This is a genomic window from Cobetia amphilecti, assembly GCF_020217465.1.
GTDB lineage: Bacteria > Pseudomonadota > Gammaproteobacteria > Pseudomonadales > Halomonadaceae > Cobetia > Cobetia amphilecti.
Genome location: NZ_CP084115.1, coordinates 2,951,096 through 2,970,907, shown reverse-complemented (window position 1 = coordinate 2,970,907; position 19,812 = coordinate 2,951,096). Strand labels below are relative to the sequence as shown.

Genomic DNA, 19,812 nt, shown 5'->3' with positions numbered 1-19,812 from the left:
CGCTTTTCAGTACAGGCGGCAAGCGCAGGCTTGCCGCCGGACGCCAATGACAACAAGAATCTGTTCACAAGGAAGCATTGCCATGACATCCATCGGTTTCATCGGACTCGGCAACATGGGCGGGCCCATGGCGCTCAATCTGGTCAAGGCTGGCCATGCGGTAAGGGTCTTCGATCTGGTCGAGTCGGCCATGAATGAGCTGGTCGAGGCGGGCGCCACCCGCGCGGCATCCCCCGGAGAGGTCGCCGAAGGTGTCGAGGTGTTGATCAGCATGCTGCCGGCCGGTCAGCACGTACGAAAGCTCTATCTGGGGGACAAGGAAGACGGCGCGGGTGGCCTCCTGGCCACGCTCGATGCCTCGGTACTGGTGATCGACGCCTCGACCATCGCGCCGGATGACGCCCGTCTGGTCGCGCGTCATGCCGCCGAGCGTGGTATCACCTTCATGGATGCTCCGGTGTCCGGCGGGGTCGGTGGCGCGCGTGCCGGTACCCTGAGCTTCATCGTCGGCGGCGAGGCCGACGGCTATGCGCGTGCCGAGCCGCTGCTGGAAGTGATGGGCAAGAATCTGTTCCATGCCGGCCCGGCCGGCAGCGGCCAGGTCGCCAAGATCTGCAACAACATGCTGCTGGGCATCCTGATGAGCGGCACCGCCGAGGCGCTGGCGCTGGGGGTCAAGAACGGGCTGGACCCGGCCGTGCTCTCGGAGGTGATGAAGCAGTCATCCGGCGGCAACTGGGCGCTCAACGTCTACAATCCCTGGCCCGGCGTGATGGAAGCCGCGCCGGCCTCCAATGATTATCAGGGCGGTTTCCTGGTCGATCTGATGACCAAGGATCTTGGCCTTGCCTGGGAGATGGCGCTGGGCTCGAAATCGGCGGTGCCAATGGGCTCCCAGGCGCGTAATCTGTTCGTCCAGCATGCCGCCCAGGGCGCAGGACGCCTCGATTTCTCGAGCATCCAGCGCTTCTATCGCTGTGGCGAGGCGGATGCGTGAGCTATCACGCCGCCAGTCGCTGACAGGCACCCGAGGACAACATCATCTGCAAGGAGCACCCCATGATTCGACCGGTCAGTGAGCTGGTGGCCGCCGCCGAGACGGAGATCGAGACCCTGTCGCCCCGCGAGCTGCGCGAGGCGTTGGAAGAGGCCCGCGCCGGCGGCACGCCGCTGACGCTGGTGGACATCCGCGATGTGCGTGAGCTGGAGCGCGAAGGGCGCATCCCCGGCGCCATCCACGCGCCGCGCGGCATGCTGGAGTTCTGGGTCGACCCGGCCTCGCCCTATCACCGTGCCGACTTCGCACGCGAAGGGCGCTATGTGCTGTTCTGTGCCGGCGGGCTGCGCTCGGCGCTGGCCACCAAGTCGCTCAAGGACATGGGCTTCGGGCCGGTGGCCCATCTCGGTGGCGGCTTCGCGGCCTGGCGTGAGGCGGGCGGAGAGGTCGTCTCGCCCTTCATGCAGGGCAACTGACGCAGCGCGGGGAGGCTCGGCGCGATCCGGCGTTGCCCCTCACCTGACACGCTGATGCTTTACACTGTTCGACCCCGCTGGCGCCTCGCCGGTCGGGGTCGTTTTCTGTCCGGAGCCTGTATGTCTGACCCTGATACCCCTGCCACCCCCAGACGTGCCTCGTCTCGGCGTGGCACGCGCGATCTGGTGCGTGACCCGATCGCCTCGACGCTGGCGCGCATGACGGGGCCGGTAATCGGCGGCATCGTCACCATGATGCTGTTCAACCTGGTGGATGCCTGGTTCATCGCCCAGCTGGGCACGCCGGAGCTGGCGGCGGTGACCATGACCTTCCCGGTCACCTTCGGCGTGATCAGCATCGCCATCGGTCTGTCCATCGGCACCACCGCAGTGGTGGGGCGTCGGCTGGGGCGAGGCGAGCTCGAGACCGTCAAGGCGCGCACCACGGATTCCAGTCTGCTGGGGCTGCTGCTGGGGCTAGTGATGCTGGTGCTGGGGCTTGCCAGCATCGAGCCGCTGTTCGGGCTGCTGGGGGCCGATGACACCCTGATGCCGCATATCCGCGATTACATGCAGGTGTGGTATTTCGGCGCGCCCTTCGTGTTGCTGCCGCGTGTGCTGGGCAGCGTGCTGCGCGCCGAGGGCAATACGCTGGTGCCCTCGCTGGTGATGGCGGCGGCGGGGGTGCTCAATGCGCTGCTCGACCCGCTGCTGATCTTCGGCATCGGTGACTGGCAGGGCATGGGCGTGGCGGGCGCGGCGCTGGCCACGGTGCTGTCGTGGCTGGCGATGACGCTAGGCTTGCTGGCATTGCCACTGCTGCGCGCGCGGCTCGATTTCCGTCACCTGAGCGTGACGCGGCTGGTGACGTCATGGCGCGAGGTCGGGGCGATCGGCCTGCCTGCCGCGCTGACCAGCGTGATGACGCCGATTGCCACCGCGCTGGTCACGCGTATCGTCAGTCAGCATGGTCACGCGGCGGTGGCGGCCTACGGCATCGGCTCACGCATCGAGTCGCTGGCGCTGATTCTGGTGCTGGCGCTGTCCATGACGCTGTCGCCCTTCATCAGCCAGAACGATGGTGCCGGGCAGCAGAAGCGCGTGTGGCGCGCCATCCACGGCGTGCTGGCCTTCATTCTCGTCTGGCAGCTGGTGGTCTGGTTGGGGCTCGGGCTGGGCGGCGAATGGATCGCGGCGCGTTTCGCCGAGAGCCAGGAGGTCGCGGGGCTGGTCAGCACCTATCTGTGGCTGATACCCGCCGCCCTCGGGGCACAGGGCGTGATCATTCTCGCCAATTCCAGCCTCAATGCGCTGCACAAGCCGCGCCGCGCGATGGTGCTCTCGCTGGTGCGCCTATTCGCCTTGCTGGTGCCACTGGCCTGGCTGGGCGGCGCCTTGTATGGCGTGATCGGCATCTTTGCCGGGGTAGCGACAAGTTACCTGTTGATGGGTGGCATCAGTTATCTGGCACTGCGCTCGGTCCTCAGGCAGCGCGCCTGAGCCTGGTAGCGAGAGACAGTCGTCGTGACGAAAAAAAGCCGCCGTGACCCGAGAGGGGACGGCGGCTTTTTCATGTCTGGCTTTCAGCGCCTTGGGCGGTTGTTGCCCAGTGCCTTGGGCGGCTTATTCCCAGTGCCTTAAGCGTTTTCGTACTTGCACAGATAGGCAGACTCGACCGTGGTGCGCACCTCGAAGCTCTGGTTGGCTTCGACGATGAAGCTTTCGCCGGCGGCGAGCTGATACCACTCTTCCGCGCCCGGCAGCAGTACCTGCATGTCGCCGCTGATCAGGGTCATGTATTCGCGTTGGCTGGTGGCGAACACGAATTCGCCGATGGCCATCACGCCGACCGTGGCAGGAAGGTCGGCGCTCTGGAAGGCGATGGAGGCCACCTGGCCGTCGAAGTAGTGGTTGATGTTGAACATGGGAGGATTTCCTGGGTGAGTAGCGGTGTTGTTGTGGTCGATGTGTCTAGACGTGGTCGACGTGTGTTGTTGTGATCGACTTTTGATGATCTGGTGTCGGGGTCAGCGCGGTGAGAAGCGGCGTGCCAGGCCGGTCTCGGCGATCATGCGCGTCGAGATCTCTTCGATCGAGAAACGCGTGGTATCGATGTAGGGCACCTTGGAGCGGCGGAAGAGTGCCTCGGTCTGCTCGACTTCCTGCAGACACTGATCGATCGAGCAGTAGCGGCTGTTGGGGCGACGCTCGGTGCGGATGGCGGCCAGACGACGCGGGTCGATGGTCAGCCCGAACAGCTTGTGACGATATTGCGCCAGTGAGGCGGGCATCTTGAGGGTGCCGGACTCGTCCAGGTCATCCTCGGTCAGCGGGTAGTTGGCCGCGCGGATACCGAACTGCAGCGCCAGATACAGCGAGGTCGGCGTCTTGCCGCAGCGTGAGACGCCGATGAGGATGACGTCGGCCTTGTCGTATTGATGCGTGCGCGCGCCATCATCGTTGTCGAGGGCGAAATGCACCGAATCGATGCGATTCATGTAGACGTCGTCCTGCCCGATGGAGTGGGTCTTGCCGACGCTGTAGGACGAGTGGGTGTCCAGTTCCTCTTCCAGTGGCTTGAGGAAGGTCGAGAAGATGTCGACCTTGAAGCCGGAGGATTCGGAGATGATGTCGCGGATGTTCTGGTCGACGATGGTGTCGATGATGATCGGGCGCTCGCCGTCATTGGCATGCGCACTCTCGATGGCCTTGACCAGTGCCGTCGCCTTTTCGGCCGAATCGATGTAGGGCTTGGTCACCATGCGGATGTCGGTATTCTCGAACTGGGCGAGCAGACTGCGTCCCAGTGTCTCGGCGGTGATGCCGGTGCCATCGGAAATGAAGAAGGCGGTTCGGGTCATGACGGGCACTCGTGAAGAACGAATCGAAGACACCAGCCCGCTCAGGCTGTTGCCCCGTGAAGACCCCAAGTGTCGGTGTTCACTGTCGAGCTTGCAATATCCGGTACAGGGCCAGTGGCGCGATATGAGAAATCCCGTGTTCCCGTTCTCTGCAAAAGCGCCTCATGACTACATTCCTGTAGCGGCCGTTTCTGGCTTGTCGACATGTTCGCCGACGATGGCGACAGAACGTCTGAAACAGGCTCAGGGTTGTAGTCCTCCTCCACTGACTAGCCGGTTAGACCAATGGCTAATACTAGAGAGAGCTTGTTAGGGTGGCGTCATTGCTGAACGGAAGGCGGTTCATCGTCCTCCATCGGTCATTCGTTTCCATCCATTGGTACCAGGGGGTTCCCTTGTCACAGCAAGCCACATCCGAATACGTCGTCGATTTCGATCAGCTCGGCATGAACGATGTTGATCGCGTTGGCGGCAAGAACGCCTCGCTCGGTGAGATGATCTCCAATCTGGCCGATGCCGGTGTCACCGTGCCCGGCGGCTTTGCGACTACCTCCTATGCCTATCGCGAGTTTCTGGCCCACGAAGGCCTCGACAAGCGTATCAATGCCGCCCTCGATGCCCTCGATGTGGACGACGTGGTCGAACTGGCACGCGTCGGTGCCGAGATTCGTCAGTGGATCATCGACACGCCGCTGCCGCCGGCCTTCGAAGCCGAGATGGAACGTGCCTACGCCGAGCTTCAGGCCAGGCACCCGAACCTGAAGGTCGCCGTGCGCTCCTCCGCCACCGCGGAAGATCTGCCGGATGCCTCCTTCGCCGGTCAGCAGGAAACCTTCCTCAACATCGAAGGCTTCGACAACATCAAGCGTGCGGTTCACGAGGTGTTCGCGTCACTGTTCAACGACCGCGCCATCTCCTACCGCGTGCACAAGGGCTTCGATCACTCACTGGTCGCGCTGTCTGCCGGCGTACAGAAGATGGTGCGCTCCGAGACGGCCGCTTCCGGCGTGATGTTCACCCTGGACACCGAATCCGGCTACCGCGACGCCGTCTTCGTCACCGGCTCCTGGGGCCTGGGCGAGACCGTGGTGCAGGGCGCGGTCAATCCTGATGAGTTCTACGTCCACAAGACCACGCTGGCCGCCGGCCGCCCGGCGGTACTGCGCCGCAACCTGGGCTCCAAGCTGATCAAGATGGTCTACACCGACGACACCAGTGCGGGTCGCTCCGTCGAGACCGTCGACGTGCCGGTGCCGGACCGTCACCGTTTCTGCATCAGCGACGCCGATGTCGAGGCACTGGCGCGCCAGGCCATGATCATCGAGAAGCACTACCAGCGTCCGATGGACATCGAGTGGGCGCGTGATGGCGACGACGGCAAGCTCTACATCGTCCAGGCGCGTCCGGAAACGGTCGTCAGCCAGGAAGAGGGCGGCAACCTCGAGCGCTTCCAGCTGCGCGAGAAGGGGCGCACTCTGGTCACCGGACGTGCCATCGGCCAGCGTATCGGCCAGGGCGCGGTGCGCGTGATCGACAACCCGGAGCAGATGGACAAGGTGCAGGTCGGCGACGTGCTGGTCACCGACATGACCGATCCGGACTGGGAGCCGGTCATGAAGCGCGCCTCCGCCATCGTCACCAACCGTGGCGGACGTACCTGCCACGCGGCGATCATCGCGCGTGAGCTGGGCATTCCGGCCGTGGTCGGCTGTGGCGACGCGACCTCGGTGCTCGCCGAAGGCCGCGAAGTGACGGTCTCCTGCGCCGAAGGCGATACCGGTCACGTCTATGACGGTATCCTCAACTTCGATCGCACCGTCACCAGCGTCAACGAGATGCCGGAGATTCCGTTCAAGATCATGATGAACGTCGGCAACCCGGACCGCGCCTTCAGCTTCTCGCGTCTGCCGAATGCCGGCGTGGGCCTGGCGCGTCTCGAGTTCATCATCAACCGCATGATCGGCGTGCACCCCAAGGCGCTGCTCGACTACGCCACCCTGCCCATCGATCTGCAGCAGACCATCGATGCGCGCACCGCCGGCTATGCAAGCCCGGTCGACTTCTACGTCGACAAGCTGGTCGAGGGTATCTCCACCCTGGCGGCCGCCTTCCACCCGCAGAAGGTCATCGTGCGCATGTCGGACTTCAAGTCCAACGAGTACGAGAACCTGATCGGCGGCAAGATGTATGAGCCGGGCGAAGAGAACCCGATGCTGGGCTTCCGTGGCGCCTCGCGCTACGTGTCGGATACCTTCCGCGACTGCTTCGATCTGGAATGCCGTGCCCTCAAGCGCGTGCGTGACGAGATGGGGCTGACCAACGTCGAGATCATGGTGCCCTTCGTGCGCACCACCGGCGAGGCGGAGCAGGTCATCAAGCTGCTGGGCGAGAATGGTCTGGTTCGTGGCGAGAACGGCCTGCGCGTCATCATGATGTGCGAGCTGCCGACCAACGCGCTGCTGGCGGATCAGTTCCTCGAGCACTTCGATGGCTTCTCCATCGGCTCCAACGACCTGACCCAGCTGACCCTGGGGCTGGATCGCGACTCCGGCATCGTCGCGCACCTCTTCGATGAGCGTAATCCGGCGGTCAAGCAGCTGATGTCGATGGCGATCCGTGCCTGCAAGGCGCAGGGCAAGTACGTCGGCATCTGTGGTCAGGGCCCGTCGGACCATCCGGAGCTGGCCAAGTGGCTGATGGAAGAGGGCATCGACAGCGTCTCCCTCAACCCGGATTCCGTGCTGGAAACCTGGTTCATGTTGGCGGACAAGGAGCTGGTGTAACCCAGGCTTCCCAGGATGGTGACCTGACGCGCTGAGGCGCAGATGGTCGTTGTCACCCAGGGCGCCCATCGCACTCAACGTGCGGTGGGCGCTTTTCGTTTTGTGCCTGAAACCTGAATGATTGGTCAGCTCGGGCATTAGACCAATGGGGGAGAAAGCAGCACAAAGACGCCAGTTAGTAACAAATGGCAACAAAGTGATCTCGATTGCGCGACTAAATGATTATCTTTCTACCTTATGTAAAAAAGGCAGTCATTTATAATCCCAGCCACCCCGCTGACCACAATATCCATGGTGGCAATGAGTCCATGGTGACTATGAATTCATGGTGACTATGACGGCAGGCCTCACCGGTAGCCAGCACTGCGGTGGCACGCAACAACCGACCTTTCAGACACAATCCAAGGTAGTCGTAACGTGAAACAGTCTTTATGGAAAAACATCGGCGTCCAGGTAGTCATCGCCATGATCCTGGGTGCAGGTGTCGGGGCGTACATGGGCGAAGACGCCTCGATGTTCGCGCCACTGGGTGAGCTGTTCATTCACCTGATCAAGATGCTGGTCGTGCCGCTGATCGCGGTCTCCATCGTGTCGGGAGCCGCCAATCTGGGCGACAGCCCTTCTGCCGGCAAGATCGGTATCTCCACCTTCGCCTTCTTCATGCTGACCTCTGCCGTGGCCGTGATGCTGGCGCTGGTGATGGGGCATGTCTTCCAGCCGGGCAGCGGGGTGGACCTGGAAAGCGCCAAGGGCATGTTCTCCAATGCCTACGCTGACAAGGGCAGCGTGCCGGGCGTGATGGACACCATTCTGGGCATGGTGCCGACCAATATCTTCGGGGCACTCACCGATGCCAATATCCTGCAGATTCTGGTGTTCTGCCTGTTCCTCGGCATTGGCCTGTCCAAGACCGGTGAGCGTGGCAAGCCGCTGATCGAAGGCCTGAACACCGTCATTGAAGCATTCGTGTGGATGATCAACGTGGTGATGCTGATCGCGCCGATCGGCGTCTTCGGCCTGATGGCGGACGCCGTCGGCACCTTCGGCTTCGATGTACTGACGCTGGTGATGAAGCTGTTCCTCGTTTACATGGGCGCCATCCTCATCTACGGCTTCGTGTTCTACCCGCTGGTGGTCAAGTTCGGCTCTGACGTGCCGCTGGGCCGCTTCATGTCCGCGATGAAGAAGCCGCAGGCCGTCGCGCTGTCCACGGCGTCCTCCATGGCGACCCTGCCGGTCAACATGGAAGTCTGCGAGAAGGAGCTGGGCCTCAAGAACGCCACCTCTGCCTTCGTGCTGCCGCTGGGCGCGACCATCAACATGAGCGGCAATGCCATCTATTACGGGCTGGTGGCGATGTTCTTCGCCCAGGTCTTCAATGTCGACCTCGGCTTCTCCGCCTACGCCGCCATCGTGTTCACCGCGACTCTGGGTGCCATCGGTCAGGCCGGGGTGCCGGGGCCGTCCTTCCTGGTGGTCGCCGTACTGCTGGCCGCCGGTATTCCCATCGAGGGCCTGCCGCTGCTGTTCGCGCTGGATCGTATCTTCGACATGACGCGCACCGCGCTCAACATCACCGGTGACGCTGCCTGCGCCGCCGCGGTGGACCGCTTCGCGCGTGCCGATGATGCGGCTGCGGCCTCTCAGGCCAGTGCTCAAGCCGGCTCACAGACCGACTCATCCAACGTAGAGCCTGCCAGCACTCGCTGAGTCCGCGACTCTGAACGCGAAACGCCCCCGCAACCTGCCTGGTTGCGGGGGCGTTTTCATTGCGGCGTGCACCGCGGCGCGAGACGGCGACTCAGGGAGTCGGCTGGGTACGGATCAGCGCTTCCTTGGCGGTGATGACGCCATTGTTGTCGGCGTAGAGATAGTCGCCCGGCACGATGGTGACGCCGGCGAAGGTGACCGGGATATCGCGCTGGCCTTCGCCGCGCTTGATGCTGGGTCGCGGGTAGCAGCCCAGTGCCTGCACGCCGAGATTGGTGGCGTGGATCTCATCCACATCGCGGATGCAGCCATACATGATCACGCCGGCCCAGCCACTCTTGGCGGCCTGTTCGGCGAGCATGTCGCCCAGCATGGCGCAGCGCATCGAGCCGCCGGCATCGACGACCAGGACGCGGCCTGCGCCGGGTTCCGCGACGGCTTCCTTGACCAGCGAGTTGTCCTCGAAGCACTTGATGGTCACGACTTCGCCGCCGAAGGACTCGACGCCGCCGTAGTTGATGAACAGTGGCTCGAGCACCTGCACGTCGGGGAACTCATCGCAGAGGTCGGGGGTGGAGATGGGATGCGTCATGTCGGATTCCTTGTGCTGGGCGGCCGGGGCAGGCCGCTTGAGGGACGGAGCGCTTTGATTGCTGCAATGCCACAACCCCGAGAATGCCCGATACGCCAGGGCTTTGCATCTGTGCGAAGGGCTAAGCGGGCCTCGGGCACGCGCAAGCGGGGGGAGCGGGAAGGTCATGAGGACATGTAGCTGACTGGCGACGTGACAAGTAGTCAAAACGCCACTCTTGAAACACTGTTCTATATCTACCACGATGCTCCTGCAACCCATGACAGGCGCGGTCTTGCCGTCAGTACCTGGCCGGCAGCTGCCTGTGCCGCCCATTGGATCAAGGAGCAATACATGAGCAAGTCACGTCTTCTGGCCGCCCCGTTGGCTACCGTTTCCTTCGCCGCTCTCGCTCTGGCGCTCAGTGGTCACGCTCAGGCGGCAGGCAATGCCAGCGAAGGGCTCTACATCGGTGCCGGTACCGGCTTCTCCAGCCTTGAGAACGATGATTCCGATGAGGCCGGTGACTTCATCGAATCCGGCAGTGATGACTTCGATGTCGATGATGACGACAACGTCTACAAGGCCTTCGTGGGCTATCAGTACAATCCGTACTTCGCCACTGAGGCCTTCTACACCGACCTGGGGACTGTCCAGCTCAAGGGTAATGACTTCAGCAATACCGAGCTCGAGTCCAAGGCCTACGGTGTCAACGTGGTGGGTATCCTGCCCATCGGGCAGTACTTCTCGCTGTTCGCCAAGGCGGGGATGGCCAAGTGGGAAACCGATGTCGATGGCAATCTGGGCAATTCCAGTGTCGATCTGAAGGACAACGACGGCTTTGATCCGGTCTATGGTGCCGGTGCACAGGTCAATCTGGACCCGTTCCTGATCCGTGCCGAGTACGAGCGCTATGACTTCGACAGCGATTATCAGGTGGATGCCTTCACCGCCTCGGTCGGCTACAGGTTCTGAGGCAGGGCGCTTGCACCACTGAGCTTGTCGCAGGCATGAAAAAACGGGCCGTCCCTTGAGGGGCGGCCCGTTTCGTTGTCTGGCTGACGCCAGTGCTGCTGTCAGAGGGGAGTCATGCAGTGGCGCATGACTCCCCGCCTGATCAGGCTTCCTGGGTGACCGGAATCACGTTGGAAGCGGCGTTCTGGAACTCTTCGATCTCATGGAAGTTCAGGTAGCGATAGATCTCGCCCGCCATGGCATCGAATTCGCCCATGTAGCCCTGATATTCCTCGACGGTCGGCAGACGACCGACCACGGCCGCGATGGCCGCAAGCTCGGCAGACGCCAGGAAGACGTTGGCGCCGTCGCCCAGACGGTTCGGGAAGTTACGCGTGGAGGTGGACACCACGGTGGACTTGGCGGCCACACGTGCCTGGTTACCCATGCACAGTGAGCAGCCCGGCATTTCCATGCGCGCGCCGGCACGGCCGTAGATGCCGTAGTAGCCTTCCTCGGTCAGCTGGTGCTGGTCCATCTTGGTCGGCGGTGCCAGCCACAGCTTGGTTTTCAGGCTACCGGCCGGCTGCTTCTCGAGCAGCTTGCCTGCAGCGCGGAAGTGCCCGATGTTGGTCATGCACGAGCCGATGAAGACTTCGTCAATCTTCTGACCGGCGACGTCGGACAGCAGTCGGGCATCGTCGGGGTCGTTCGGCGCGCACAGCACCGGCTGATCGATCTCGGCGAGGTCGATCTCGATGATCTCGGCGTATTCCGCGTCCTTGTCGGCACGCATCTGGCTCGGGTTGGCCAGCCACTCTTCCATGCCCGCGATACGACGCTCGATGGTACGGGCATCGCCGTAACCGTTGGCGATCATCCACTTGAGCAGGGTGATGTTGGACTTCAGGTACTCGGTCACGCTCTCGTCGGACAGCGTGATGGTACAACCGGCGGCGGAACGCTCGGCAGAGGCGTCGGAGAGCTCGAAGGCCTGTTCAGCCGTCAGATCTTCCAGACCTTCGATTTCCAGAATGCGGCCAGAGAAGGCGTTCTTCTTGTTGGCCTTGTCGACGGTCAGCAGACCCTGCTTGATGGCGTACAGCGGGATGGCGTGGACCAGGTCACGCAGGGTGATGCCCGGACGACGTTCGCCCTTGAAGCGCACCAGGATGGATTCCGGCATGTCCAGCGGCATCACGCCAGTGGCGGCGGCGAAGGCCACCAGGCCAGAACCCGCCGGGAAGGAGATGCCCATCGGGAAGCGGGTGTGGGAATCACCACCGGTGCCGACGGTGTCCGGCAGCAGCATGCGGTTCAGCCACGAGTGGATGATGCCGTCGCCCGGACGCAGGGAAACGCCGCCGCGGTTCATGATGAAGTCGGGCAGGGTGTGGTGAGTCTCGACGTCGACCGGCTTCGGGTAGGCAGCGGTGTGGCAGAAGGACTGCATCACCAGGTCGGCCTGGAAGCCGAGACATGCCAGATCCTTCAGCTCGTCGCGGGTCATCGGGCCAGTGGTGTCCTGGGAGCCGACGGTGGTCATCTTCGGCTCGCAGTACATGCCCGGACGCACGCCTTCCTGGTTGCAGGCCTTGCCGACCATCTTCTGTGCGAGGGTGAAGCCCTTGCCGGTGTCCTTCGGCTGCTCCGGCAGGCGGAAGACGTCAGACGCCTCCAGACCCAGCTCGGTACGCGCCTTGTCGGTCAGACCGCGACCGATGATCAGCGGGATACGGCCGCCAGCACGCACTTCGTCCAGCAGGACCTGAGTCTTGAGGGAGAAGGTGGAGATGACTTCGTCGGTGTCGTGACGGCAGACCTTGCCTTCGTACGGGTAGATGTCGATGACATCGCCCATGGCCATCTTCTCGACGTCCATCTCGATGGGCAGGGCGCCGGCATCTTCCATGGTGTTGAAGAAGATCGGCGCGATCTTGTTGCCGATGCAGAAACCGCCGGCGCGCTTGTTGGGCACGAACGGAATGTCGTCGCCGAAGAACCACAGCACGGAGTTGGTGGCGGACTTGCGTGAAGAACCGGTGCCGACCACGTCACCGACGTAGGCGACCGGGAAGCCCTTGGCCTTCACTTCCTCGATCTGGGCCAGCGGGCCGACGACGCCATCTTCCTGCGGGTTGATGCCTTCACGCGGGTTCTTGAGCATCGCGTTGGCGTGCAGCGGGATATCCGGACGTGACCAGGCGTCAGGCGCCGGAGACAGGTCATCGGTGTTGGTCTCGCCCGGCACCTTGAAGACGGCCAGTGAGATCTTCTCGGCCAGTGCCGGCTTGGACAGGAACCATTCGGCGTCGGCCCAGGATTGCAGCACGGCCTGGGCGACGGCGTTGCCGGCCTTGGCGCGGTCAGCGACATCGTGGAAGGCGTCGAACATCAGCAGGGTGTGCTTGAGCTGTTCGCCGGCTTCCTTGGCCAGGCTTTCGTCGTCCAGCAGCTCGACCAGCGTGGCGATGTTGTAGCCGCCCTGCATGGTGCCGAGCAGCTTGACGGCATGTGTCTTGTCGATCAGCGGAGAAGCGGCTTCGCCACGTACGATGGCGGTCAGGAAGCCAGCCTTGACGTAAGCGGCTTCATCAACGCCCGGGGGAATGCGATTGGTGAACAGATCGAGGATGAACTCTTCTTCACCGGCCTGCGGATTCTTGAGCAGTTCGACCAGCTCGGCGGTCTGCTCGGCAGTCAGCGGCTTTGCCGGGATGCCCTGCTGGGCGCGTTCTTCAACCTGTTGACGGTAGGCTTCAAGCACGTGGGAGACCCTCATCTGTAATCGTGTCGAAATGCGCGGGCCAGTCGTCTTGAAGACGCAGGGCGGGGCACCTCGAGGCTTCTTGCGGGTAATTCAAGCGTCTTATTGCGAGCGAATCAGGCGCTACGGGGCGAATGCGAGTCTACTCAACTTTGTCGACAATGTTAAGGAGCGCCCAGTGGCGGGGGCTGAGACTTTGGTCGCCTATTGCGGCATAACATTCTGATATTTCATCTGATTGTCAGGAAATCACGCTGAGCAAACACTATGCGGCAACGCTGATGACGCGCTGATGACGCCCAGCGCGGTGCTGACAAGAGGTTCTTTGGGCACAGACGGCGCGATGCTGTCGGCTCTCAGGTACGCACGGTATGATGGGGGTTACCCCGAATCACACTTTCCGCCTCCCCCGAGGGCAACATGAGCCGTATTCTTTCTCCTTGCGTAGGTGTCTGCTCCACTACGGTCGGCGATAGCGTCTGTCGCGGCTGCCAGCGTCATGATCATGAGATCCTGGCCTGGTTCGGCTATGACAGTGACCAGCGCGCCCAGCGCATGCTGGCACTGGACGAGCTGCGCAGCCAGGTCGCCGCCCGCTGGCTGCGCGTCGCCGATGACGCCATGCTGGCCGAGCAGCTGACCCGCCATCGCATCCGTTTCCGTGCCGATCAGTCGGCGCTGTCACGCGCCGTTGAGCTGCTGCGCGTCGGGCGCACCCGCATCAAGGACCTGTCGGCATATGGCATCGCACCACTGGCCCATGCGCGAGAACTTGAGCCCGAACAGCTTTTTGCCCATATAAACGATGAAATCATGGTGGAAGCGGCAAAGCGTGCCGATAATGATATGAACTCCGTCGTTGAGGTGTCTCCTGTCAGTCAGCAGCAGACGCAAGCGAGCGAGACAAAAGACTGACGTGACAATGAATTCAATGACCGACGTGACGGAGCGCAATGTGATTGCGCCTGAGCAGAGCAAGCAGCATGATGATGTTCATGCTGGCCAGTATGGCGAGAGTGAGGCTGGGGCGCGCGTGATCGCAGCGTCGCAGGGGCCAAGCGATGAAGATACCGATGCCTTGCTGCCGGCGTCGCTGCTGGCCTTTCTGCCCTGCAGGACGCCCCTGAGCTGGGTCGAGGCGGCGCTCGAGAATCCGGAGCTGTTGCTGATCGACCATGCGCAGTGCGAGAAGAAAGCCGCCTCCACCGCCATGAGCCTGATGTACCGCTACGTGAACCGGCCACTGCTGTTGACCAAGATGTCACAGCTGGCGCGCGAAGAGCTGCTGCACTTCGAGCAGGTGGTCGGGCTGATGGAGAAGCGGGGCATCGTCTATCGGCATATCAAGGCCTCGCGCTATGCCGAAGCCCTGCGCCAGCAGGTCAGGGACGAAGACCCGCAACGCCTGGTGGACATCCTGCTGATCGGCGCCCTGATAGAGGCAAGGTCGTGTGAGCGCTTCGCGCGCCTCATCCCGTATCTGGAACCAGAGCTTGCAAAGTTCTATCGCACTTTGGTTAAGTCAGAAGGACGTCACTATGAGGATTACCTCATGTTGGCGGAGCAATACACCAATGAACCACTGGAACCCCGTCTCGCGGTGCTACGTGAAGTGGAACGAGAGCTGATCGAAACCCCCGATGCTGTCTTCCGCTTCCACAGTGGTCAGCCGAGCGCACGACGGGCAGCGCGCGCCTCGGCCAGGGTGGGTCGGGACGCGATGGATCAAGGCACGAGAGACTAAGGCAAGGATCAAGGACAGGGGATCACCGGCGCCGTGGCAGGGCTGGCGTTTCGTTCGCGACTTTGAAATGGATGACACATGACGCAGGAAACATCTGGTCAAGCTCAACTGGCACTGCTGGGACATTTCCAGCTGACGTTGGGTGATGACACGCTGACTCAGTTCAGCTACGACAAGGTCAAGGCGCTACTTCTGCATCTGCTGCTGCATGATCAGGCCGTCTCCCGTGCCGGGTTGGCGGAGTTGCTATGGCCGGATCAGGGGCTGTCCTCCGGACGGACCAACCTTCGCCACGCCTTGCACTGTCTGCGTCAGAGTCTCGGCGAAGAGGCCGACAACCTGTTGACGGTGTCGCGCCAGACCATCGCGCTCTCGCTGCCGGAGCACTGGGAGCTTGATCTCGACGAGCTCAACGGCCTGCTGCTGGCACCGCCCTCCGTCGCCACCCTGGGGGAGATTCTCACCCTGTATCGTGGCGACCTGGTCGAGGAGCTCTCCTTGACCCAGTGCCCTGACTTCCAGCGCTGGATGATCAAGGTGCGTGGCGAGTGGCGTCAGCGCGTCATCCAGTTCGCCGAGCGGGTGCTGGCCACGGACGAGCCGCTGCCCGATGACGTGCTGCGCACGCTAGTCAGTCGCTTCTCCGGTTACGGCCCCTTCCATGAGCGTCTCGTGCGTCAGCTGGCCGAAGGCGGCCAGTCGGCCGCGGCCCATGAGCAGTTCAATGCCTTCCTGCAGCAGCTGGCGCTCTCCGGTCAGCAGCCGGACCCCGGCTTCCTGCAGCTGGCGCGCTACTGGTCCGATGGCAAGAGCGAGACCATGAGTGCCATGACGCCGCAGGGCGCCATCTCACGGACCCTGTCGCTGGACAGCGCGCCGCTGCGCGAAGAGGAAATCGATCACCGTCAGCTGTCGGTCATGGCCATTCGTCTGAGCGTCAAGGACAGTCATCGTGACCGCGTCTGGGCGCGTGCCTGCCTGACGCTGCAGATCGAGCTGCTGCGCTGGCTGGAGCAGCAGTGTCATCACCTGGGCGGCTTCTGGCTGCCGGGCGCCACGGGTGGCGTGGGTCTGGCATGCTTCGGCACCCACGGCCCGGCGCATCAGCTCGCCGAGCTGGTCGCGCTCTATGAGCACTGCAGCAAGGCGATCCCCGACGAGATCGCCAAGCTGTGGGACGGTGAAGGCAAACCGCCGGCCTTCTCGCTGTCGGCGGGCCTGCACTCCGGTCAGGTCATCTACCTGCCGGAGCGCCAGCTGGCCGACCCACTGGGTCAGGTCACGCAATATTCCCTCGAGTTGATGACCGCCGCCGAAGGCAGCGAGCTGGTGATCTCCCAGGAAGCCAGTCAGCACATGCCGCCGGCACTGGATCTGCAGCCCCGCTTGACCTCGCGCCTGTTGGCCGCTGACGGTCGCGTGCGTTTGCGTGCGCTGGTGCTGGGCAGCAGTGTCGCCACCCGCGAATCCTCGTTGCCGACCTTGATCGGTCGCGAGGGCGAGCTGCGTCGCCTGCGCGATGCGCTGGCCCGCGCCAGCATCGGCCTGCGCCAGAGCGTGTTGGTCAGTGGCAACTCCGGCATGGGCAAGTCGGCCCTGATGGTCAATTTCCGTCAGCTGGAGCAGAGCCAGGATGTCGGGCTGTGCTGGATGCCGACCACGCGTCTCTCGCAGCTTGAGCCCTACAGTGTCGTGACGGCGCTGATTCGCTGGCGTCTGGACGGCAATATCGATCGCGAAAGCGTCGAGCAGCTGTTCGAGTCTTCCGAGGCGTTGCAGGGCATCAGCGAGGAAGTGCGTCGCTCCTTCCACGCGGTGCTCGGCACGGCGGAAGATACTGCCGAAGACGAAGTGCTGATCCAGTCCAGCGAGACGGTCGAACGCGTCGTGCGCGTGCTGCACCTGGTGATCGAGAAGTCAGCCAGCCTGCGCCCGCTGGTGATGATGATCGATGACCTGCAGTGGCTCGATGAGCCGTCGCTCAAGGTGCTGGCTGGCCTGCAGGCGCGTCTGCCGATCAACATCGGCTTCATGCTGGCCGCGAGCCACAACGGTCGCGACAGCCTGGCGGTCAAGCTCAACTGGGACCAGCACATCGCGTTGGGTCGCCTCGATCCGATGCAGGTCTCGCGCCTGCTGTCGCACCTGTCACGTCGCTATCGCCTGCACCTGAGTCCACGCATGCGCAGCCAGCTCATCGAGCGCTGCGATGGCGTGCCGCTCTACCTGCAGGAAATCTGCCGTCGTCTCGACATGGACCGCCGCGAAGGGCGTCCGGTGCAGCTCGACGAGTTGCCCAAGGGCCTGATCGGTCTGCTCTCCAGTCGTATCGATCAGCTGGAAGAAGGGCGCGATGTCGCCCACGCCGCCGCGGTATTGGGGCGTGTCTTCAAGCTGAGCTTCGTGCGCCAGAGTTGTGAGTTCGAGGAGGGCCGCCTCAAGCGCGCCATCGAGAACATGCAGCGCCTGGAGATCATCGAGGCCTGCAGCAGCGACAGTGAATTCGACTACCAGTTTACCCATCAGCTGATCCAGGAAGCGGCCTACCTGTCGTGTCCGCGGGATGTGCGGCGCCGGATTCACCATCAGGTGGTCGCGCTGATCGAGGACAAGTATCCCGCCTGGATCAGTCGTCACCCCGGCTACTTCGCCGTTCACCTGCGCAAGTCGCAGAACTTCAGCCGTGCCGCGCGTTACTTCGAGCTCTCGGCGCGCGAGGCGCTCAAGATCAGCGCCAACCGCACCGCGCTCAAGATGGCGGACAACGGCCTGGCCTGCCTCAAGCATGTCGATGGTCAAGAAGAGCGCGAAGTCAGCCTGCTGACGGTACGTGGCCAGTCCGGTTTCGCGCTGGAAGGCCATGGCTCACGCATCGCCCACGAGAGCTTCGTGCAGGCACGCAACCTGCTCAGCAGCCCTGCGCTGGTCGAGGACGACGAGCCGGACCTCGAGCAGGCCTTCATCGTCAAATGGGGCCTGTGGGTCGGCTGCAGCGAGCGTCATGCCCACGCCGATGCCTTCGCGCTGGCCTCGGGCCTCAGCGAGCTGGCGGAAGAGCTTTGCGATGATCGCTATCGTCGCCTGGCCGATTATGCGCGTGCCCACTGCGAGTTCTGGGCCGGCCGCGTGCGTGTGGCGGGCGAGCACCTGGATGAGATCGATCCGGTCAACCATCCGATGGTGCTCGAATGGCTGCCGTTCAGCGATCACCCGCAGGTGGCGGCCTCCTGTCTGCAGAGCTGGACATCGTGCCTGCGCTGCGACTACGTGAAGGCCGAGCAGCAGGCCGAGGCGGCGATTCGCATGGCCGAGCAGATCGGTCAGCCCGGTTCGCTGGCGATGGCGTTGATGTTCTCCACCTCCCTGTATCGCCAGCTGGGCCACACCCATCTGGCGACCCAGCGCGCCGAGCGGGCCCTGGAAGTGACGCGTTCAGCGGACCTTCACCTGTGGCACATGGCAGCGCATGGTGTGCTGGGCTGGGCGCGGGCGATGAATGGCGACCGCGATGGCCTGTCCATGCTGCAGTCGAGCATGAACGAGTTCGCGGAGCTGACCGGACGCGAGCGTCATCAACGTCCCAACCTGTGGTACATGGACGCCGTGATGGCGCTGGGCGAGCACGCTGCCGCCGAGGAATACATGGAGAAAGTGCTGCTGGTCGCCCAGGAACGCAATTCCTTCTACCTGTCAGAAGTCAGCTATCTGGTCGCGAGCCTGCGCAGTGCTCAGGGGCTGCCGCTGGAGAAGGTGCGCTCCCTGATCGAGCAGGGGCTGTCCTACTCCATCGAGCAGGAAAACACCCACCATGAGGCCATGGGACTTGCCACCTGGCTGCGTCTGGTCGATGCCCATGATGCCGAGCGGTGTCAGCGTCTGAAGGTGTTGCTGGAAGAGCTGCCGAGCGCCGATGCCCCCGCGGTACTGGGCTGGCATCAGCTGGTGGAGATCGCCGAGGGGCGTGCGCGCCGCAAGGCGTCGTCACCGGCCTGAGCGCAGCGTCTGGCGCAGCGAAGCGCCTGATACTGTGAGAGCGTAAGAAAAAAGCCCCGCTGCCGTGATCGGCAGCGGGGCTTTTTGGTGTGTGCAAGCGATCAGCCGTGGGTGATCGCATCGACCAGCGGCAGCGCAAATTCACGCAGCTCCGGCCCCTGGCCACGGGCGATGATGTCGAAGGCCTGAGTCGGGCGCCAGTCGCCGAGCACGATGCGGCGCGCCGGCTCGCCATCGATCTCGAGTTCATGTACCGCCGGGCGATGCGTATGGCCATGGATCAGCGTGCGCACGTCGTGCTCACGCATCTCGCGCACCACTTCCTCGGGCGTGACGTCCATGATCGCCTCGTCCTTCTCGCTGTTGGTCTCGCCGGACTGCATGCGCAGTGACTGGGCCAGCGCCAGACGCTGCTCCAGCGGCATGGCCAGAATCTGCGCCTGCCACTGAGGGTCGCGGGTCATGGCGCGGAACTTCATGTAGGCCTCGTCGCGGGTGCACATGCTGTCGCCGTGCATCAGCAGCACGCGCTCGCCGTCCAGCTCGATCACGCTCGGGTCGGGCAGCAGCGTCACGCCGGCCTCGGCCGCGAAGGTCTCGCCGACCAGGAAGTCGCGATTGCCGTGCATGAAGAAGATCGCGGTGCCGCGCTCGGCGATGCGCTTGAGCGCAGCGCTCATGCTGTCGGTGAAGTCGTTGCGATAGTCATCGCCGACCCAGACCTCGAAGATGTCACCCAGCAGGAACAGACGCTCGACGGCAGGCTGGCAGGTAGCCAGACGTGCCAGATAGTCGAGGAAGCCCTGGGCGATCTCGGGCGTGTCGGGTTGCAGGTGCAGGTCGGAGATGAAGAGGGTGGTGGCAGTCGTGTTCATGGTCGGGGTCCGCGAAGGTGGGCGGTCAGCAGGGCATCGCAAGGGCGCACTGCCGTGGGAGTTCATAACGCAAACCGCCCA

14 protein-coding genes are annotated in these 19,812 nt (G+C 63.3%); 9 read left to right on the top strand and 5 right to left on the bottom strand.

Annotation, left to right across the window (positions count from 1 at the left end):
• The first annotated feature begins 82 nt into the window (after positions 1-82).
• From mmsB to LCW13_RS12465, 3 genes are all read left to right on the top strand, one after another.
• On the top strand, positions 83-997 hold the full coding sequence (mmsB, locus tag LCW13_RS12475) for a 3-hydroxyisobutyrate dehydrogenase (protein ID WP_225347048.1): 915 nt from the start codon (positions 83-85) through the stop codon (positions 995-997).
• A 62-nt stretch (positions 998-1,059) separates the two neighbouring features.
• Positions 1,060-1,473, top strand: a complete 414-nt coding sequence (locus tag LCW13_RS12470) for a rhodanese-like domain-containing protein (RefSeq protein WP_107336265.1) — start codon at positions 1,060-1,062, stop codon at positions 1,471-1,473.
• Positions 1,474-1,593: 120 nt separating this feature from the next.
• Positions 1,594-2,973, top strand: a complete 1,380-nt coding sequence (locus LCW13_RS12465; RefSeq protein ID WP_225347047.1) for an MATE family efflux transporter — start codon at positions 1,594-1,596, stop codon at positions 2,971-2,973.
• Between the two features lie 137 nt (positions 2,974-3,110).
• On the opposite strand, the gene ppnP is transcribed toward LCW13_RS12465, so the two are convergent.
• Positions 3,111-3,398 carry a pyrimidine/purine nucleoside phosphorylase gene (gene ppnP, locus LCW13_RS12460; RefSeq protein WP_225347046.1) on the bottom strand — a complete coding sequence of 96 codons (288 nt, stop codon included), beginning with the start codon at positions 3,396-3,398 and terminating at the stop codon, positions 3,111-3,113.
• Positions 3,399-3,500: 102 nt separating this feature from the next.
• Complete coding sequence (gene ppsR, locus LCW13_RS12455) at positions 3,501-4,334, bottom strand: posphoenolpyruvate synthetase regulatory kinase/phosphorylase PpsR (protein WP_043331317.1); 834 nt, start codon at positions 4,332-4,334, stop codon at positions 3,501-3,503.
• A 395-nt stretch (positions 4,335-4,729) separates the two neighbouring features.
• On the opposite strand from ppsR, the gene ppsA reads away from it, so the two are divergent.
• Positions 4,730-7,117 carry a phosphoenolpyruvate synthase gene (gene ppsA, locus LCW13_RS12450; protein WP_043331316.1) on the top strand — a complete coding sequence of 796 codons (2,388 nt, stop codon included), beginning with the start codon at positions 4,730-4,732 and terminating at the stop codon, positions 7,115-7,117.
• Between the two features lie 417 nt (positions 7,118-7,534).
• Complete coding sequence (locus LCW13_RS12445) at positions 7,535-8,827, top strand: dicarboxylate/amino acid:cation symporter (protein ID WP_225347045.1); 1,293 nt, start codon at positions 7,535-7,537, stop codon at positions 8,825-8,827.
• 91 nt (positions 8,828-8,918) lie between these two features.
• Here LCW13_RS12445 and rraA read toward each other — a convergent pair whose 3' ends face one another.
• Positions 8,919-9,419: a ribonuclease E activity regulator RraA gene (rraA, locus tag LCW13_RS12440; protein ID WP_043331314.1), complete on the bottom strand. Its 501-nt coding sequence runs from the start codon at positions 9,417-9,419 to the stop codon at positions 8,919-8,921.
• A 333-nt stretch (positions 9,420-9,752) separates the two neighbouring features.
• On the opposite strand from rraA, the gene LCW13_RS12435 reads away from it, so the two are divergent.
• Positions 9,753-10,373 (top strand): porin family protein, encoded by a 621-nt coding sequence (locus tag LCW13_RS12435; protein ID WP_225347044.1) that lies wholly within the window; start codon positions 9,753-9,755, stop codon positions 10,371-10,373.
• Positions 10,374-10,515: 142 nt separating this feature from the next.
• Here the strand turns inward: LCW13_RS12435 and acnB are convergent, their stop codons facing one another.
• Positions 10,516-13,119, bottom strand: coding sequence for a bifunctional aconitate hydratase 2/2-methylisocitrate dehydratase (acnB, locus tag LCW13_RS12430; protein ID WP_225348157.1), 2,604 nt, complete (start codon positions 13,117-13,119; stop codon positions 10,516-10,518).
• A 420-nt stretch (positions 13,120-13,539) separates the two neighbouring features.
• Here acnB and LCW13_RS12425 point away from each other — a divergent pair, with 420 nt between their 5' ends.
• The 3 genes from LCW13_RS12425 (at position 13,540) to LCW13_RS12415 (ending at position 18,856) form a co-directional block, all read left to right on the top strand.
• Positions 13,540-14,034: a DUF1289 domain-containing protein gene (locus LCW13_RS12425; protein WP_192837576.1), complete on the top strand. Its 495-nt coding sequence runs from the start codon at positions 13,540-13,542 to the stop codon at positions 14,032-14,034.
• A 16-nt stretch (positions 14,035-14,050) separates the two neighbouring features.
• Positions 14,051-14,863: a tRNA-(ms[2]io[6]A)-hydroxylase gene (gene miaE / locus LCW13_RS12420; RefSeq protein ID WP_215823239.1), complete on the top strand. Its 813-nt coding sequence runs from the start codon at positions 14,051-14,053 to the stop codon at positions 14,861-14,863.
• 78 nt (positions 14,864-14,941) lie between these two features.
• The gene (locus LCW13_RS12415) at positions 14,942-18,856 is read left to right on the top strand and encodes an AAA family ATPase (protein WP_225347043.1); all 3,915 of its coding nucleotides are present in this window, start codon (positions 14,942-14,944) and stop codon (positions 18,854-18,856) included.
• 101 nt (positions 18,857-18,957) lie between these two features.
• Here LCW13_RS12415 and LCW13_RS12410 read toward each other — a convergent pair whose 3' ends face one another.
• Positions 18,958-19,731, bottom strand: a complete 774-nt coding sequence (locus LCW13_RS12410) for a UDP-2,3-diacylglucosamine diphosphatase (protein WP_054555497.1) — start codon at positions 19,729-19,731, stop codon at positions 18,958-18,960.
• Positions 19,732-19,812 lie beyond the last annotated feature (81 nt).

What these genes read in the sequence shown, in the direction of transcription:
- LCW13_RS12415 (WP_225347043.1), top strand. Translation starts at nt 14,942, where the DNA reads ATGACGCAGGAAACATCTGGTCAAGCTCAACTGGCACTGCTGGGACAT.
- LCW13_RS12470 (WP_107336265.1), top strand. Translation starts at nt 1,060, where the DNA reads ATGATTCGACCGGTCAGTGAGCTGGTGGCCGCCGCCGAGACGGAGATC.
- ppnP (WP_225347046.1), bottom strand. Translation starts at nt 3,398, where the DNA reads ATGTTCAACATCAACCACTACTTCGACGGCCAGGTGGCCTCCATCGCC.
- miaE (WP_215823239.1), top strand. Translation starts at nt 14,051, where the DNA reads ATGACCGACGTGACGGAGCGCAATGTGATTGCGCCTGAGCAGAGCAAG.
- LCW13_RS12425 (WP_192837576.1), top strand. Translation starts at nt 13,540, where the DNA reads ATGAGCCGTATTCTTTCTCCTTGCGTAGGTGTCTGCTCCACTACGGTC.
- LCW13_RS12465 (WP_225347047.1), top strand. Translation starts at nt 1,594, where the DNA reads ATGTCTGACCCTGATACCCCTGCCACCCCCAGACGTGCCTCGTCTCGG.
- ppsR (WP_043331317.1), bottom strand. Translation starts at nt 4,334, where the DNA reads ATGACCCGAACCGCCTTCTTCATTTCCGATGGCACCGGCATCACCGCC.
- mmsB (WP_225347048.1), top strand. Translation starts at nt 83, where the DNA reads ATGACATCCATCGGTTTCATCGGACTCGGCAACATGGGCGGGCCCATG.
- LCW13_RS12435 (WP_225347044.1), top strand. Translation starts at nt 9,753, where the DNA reads ATGAGCAAGTCACGTCTTCTGGCCGCCCCGTTGGCTACCGTTTCCTTC.
- LCW13_RS12410 (WP_054555497.1), bottom strand. Translation starts at nt 19,731, where the DNA reads ATGAACACGACTGCCACCACCCTCTTCATCTCCGACCTGCACCTGCAA.
- rraA (WP_043331314.1), bottom strand. Translation starts at nt 9,419, where the DNA reads ATGACGCATCCCATCTCCACCCCCGACCTCTGCGATGAGTTCCCCGAC.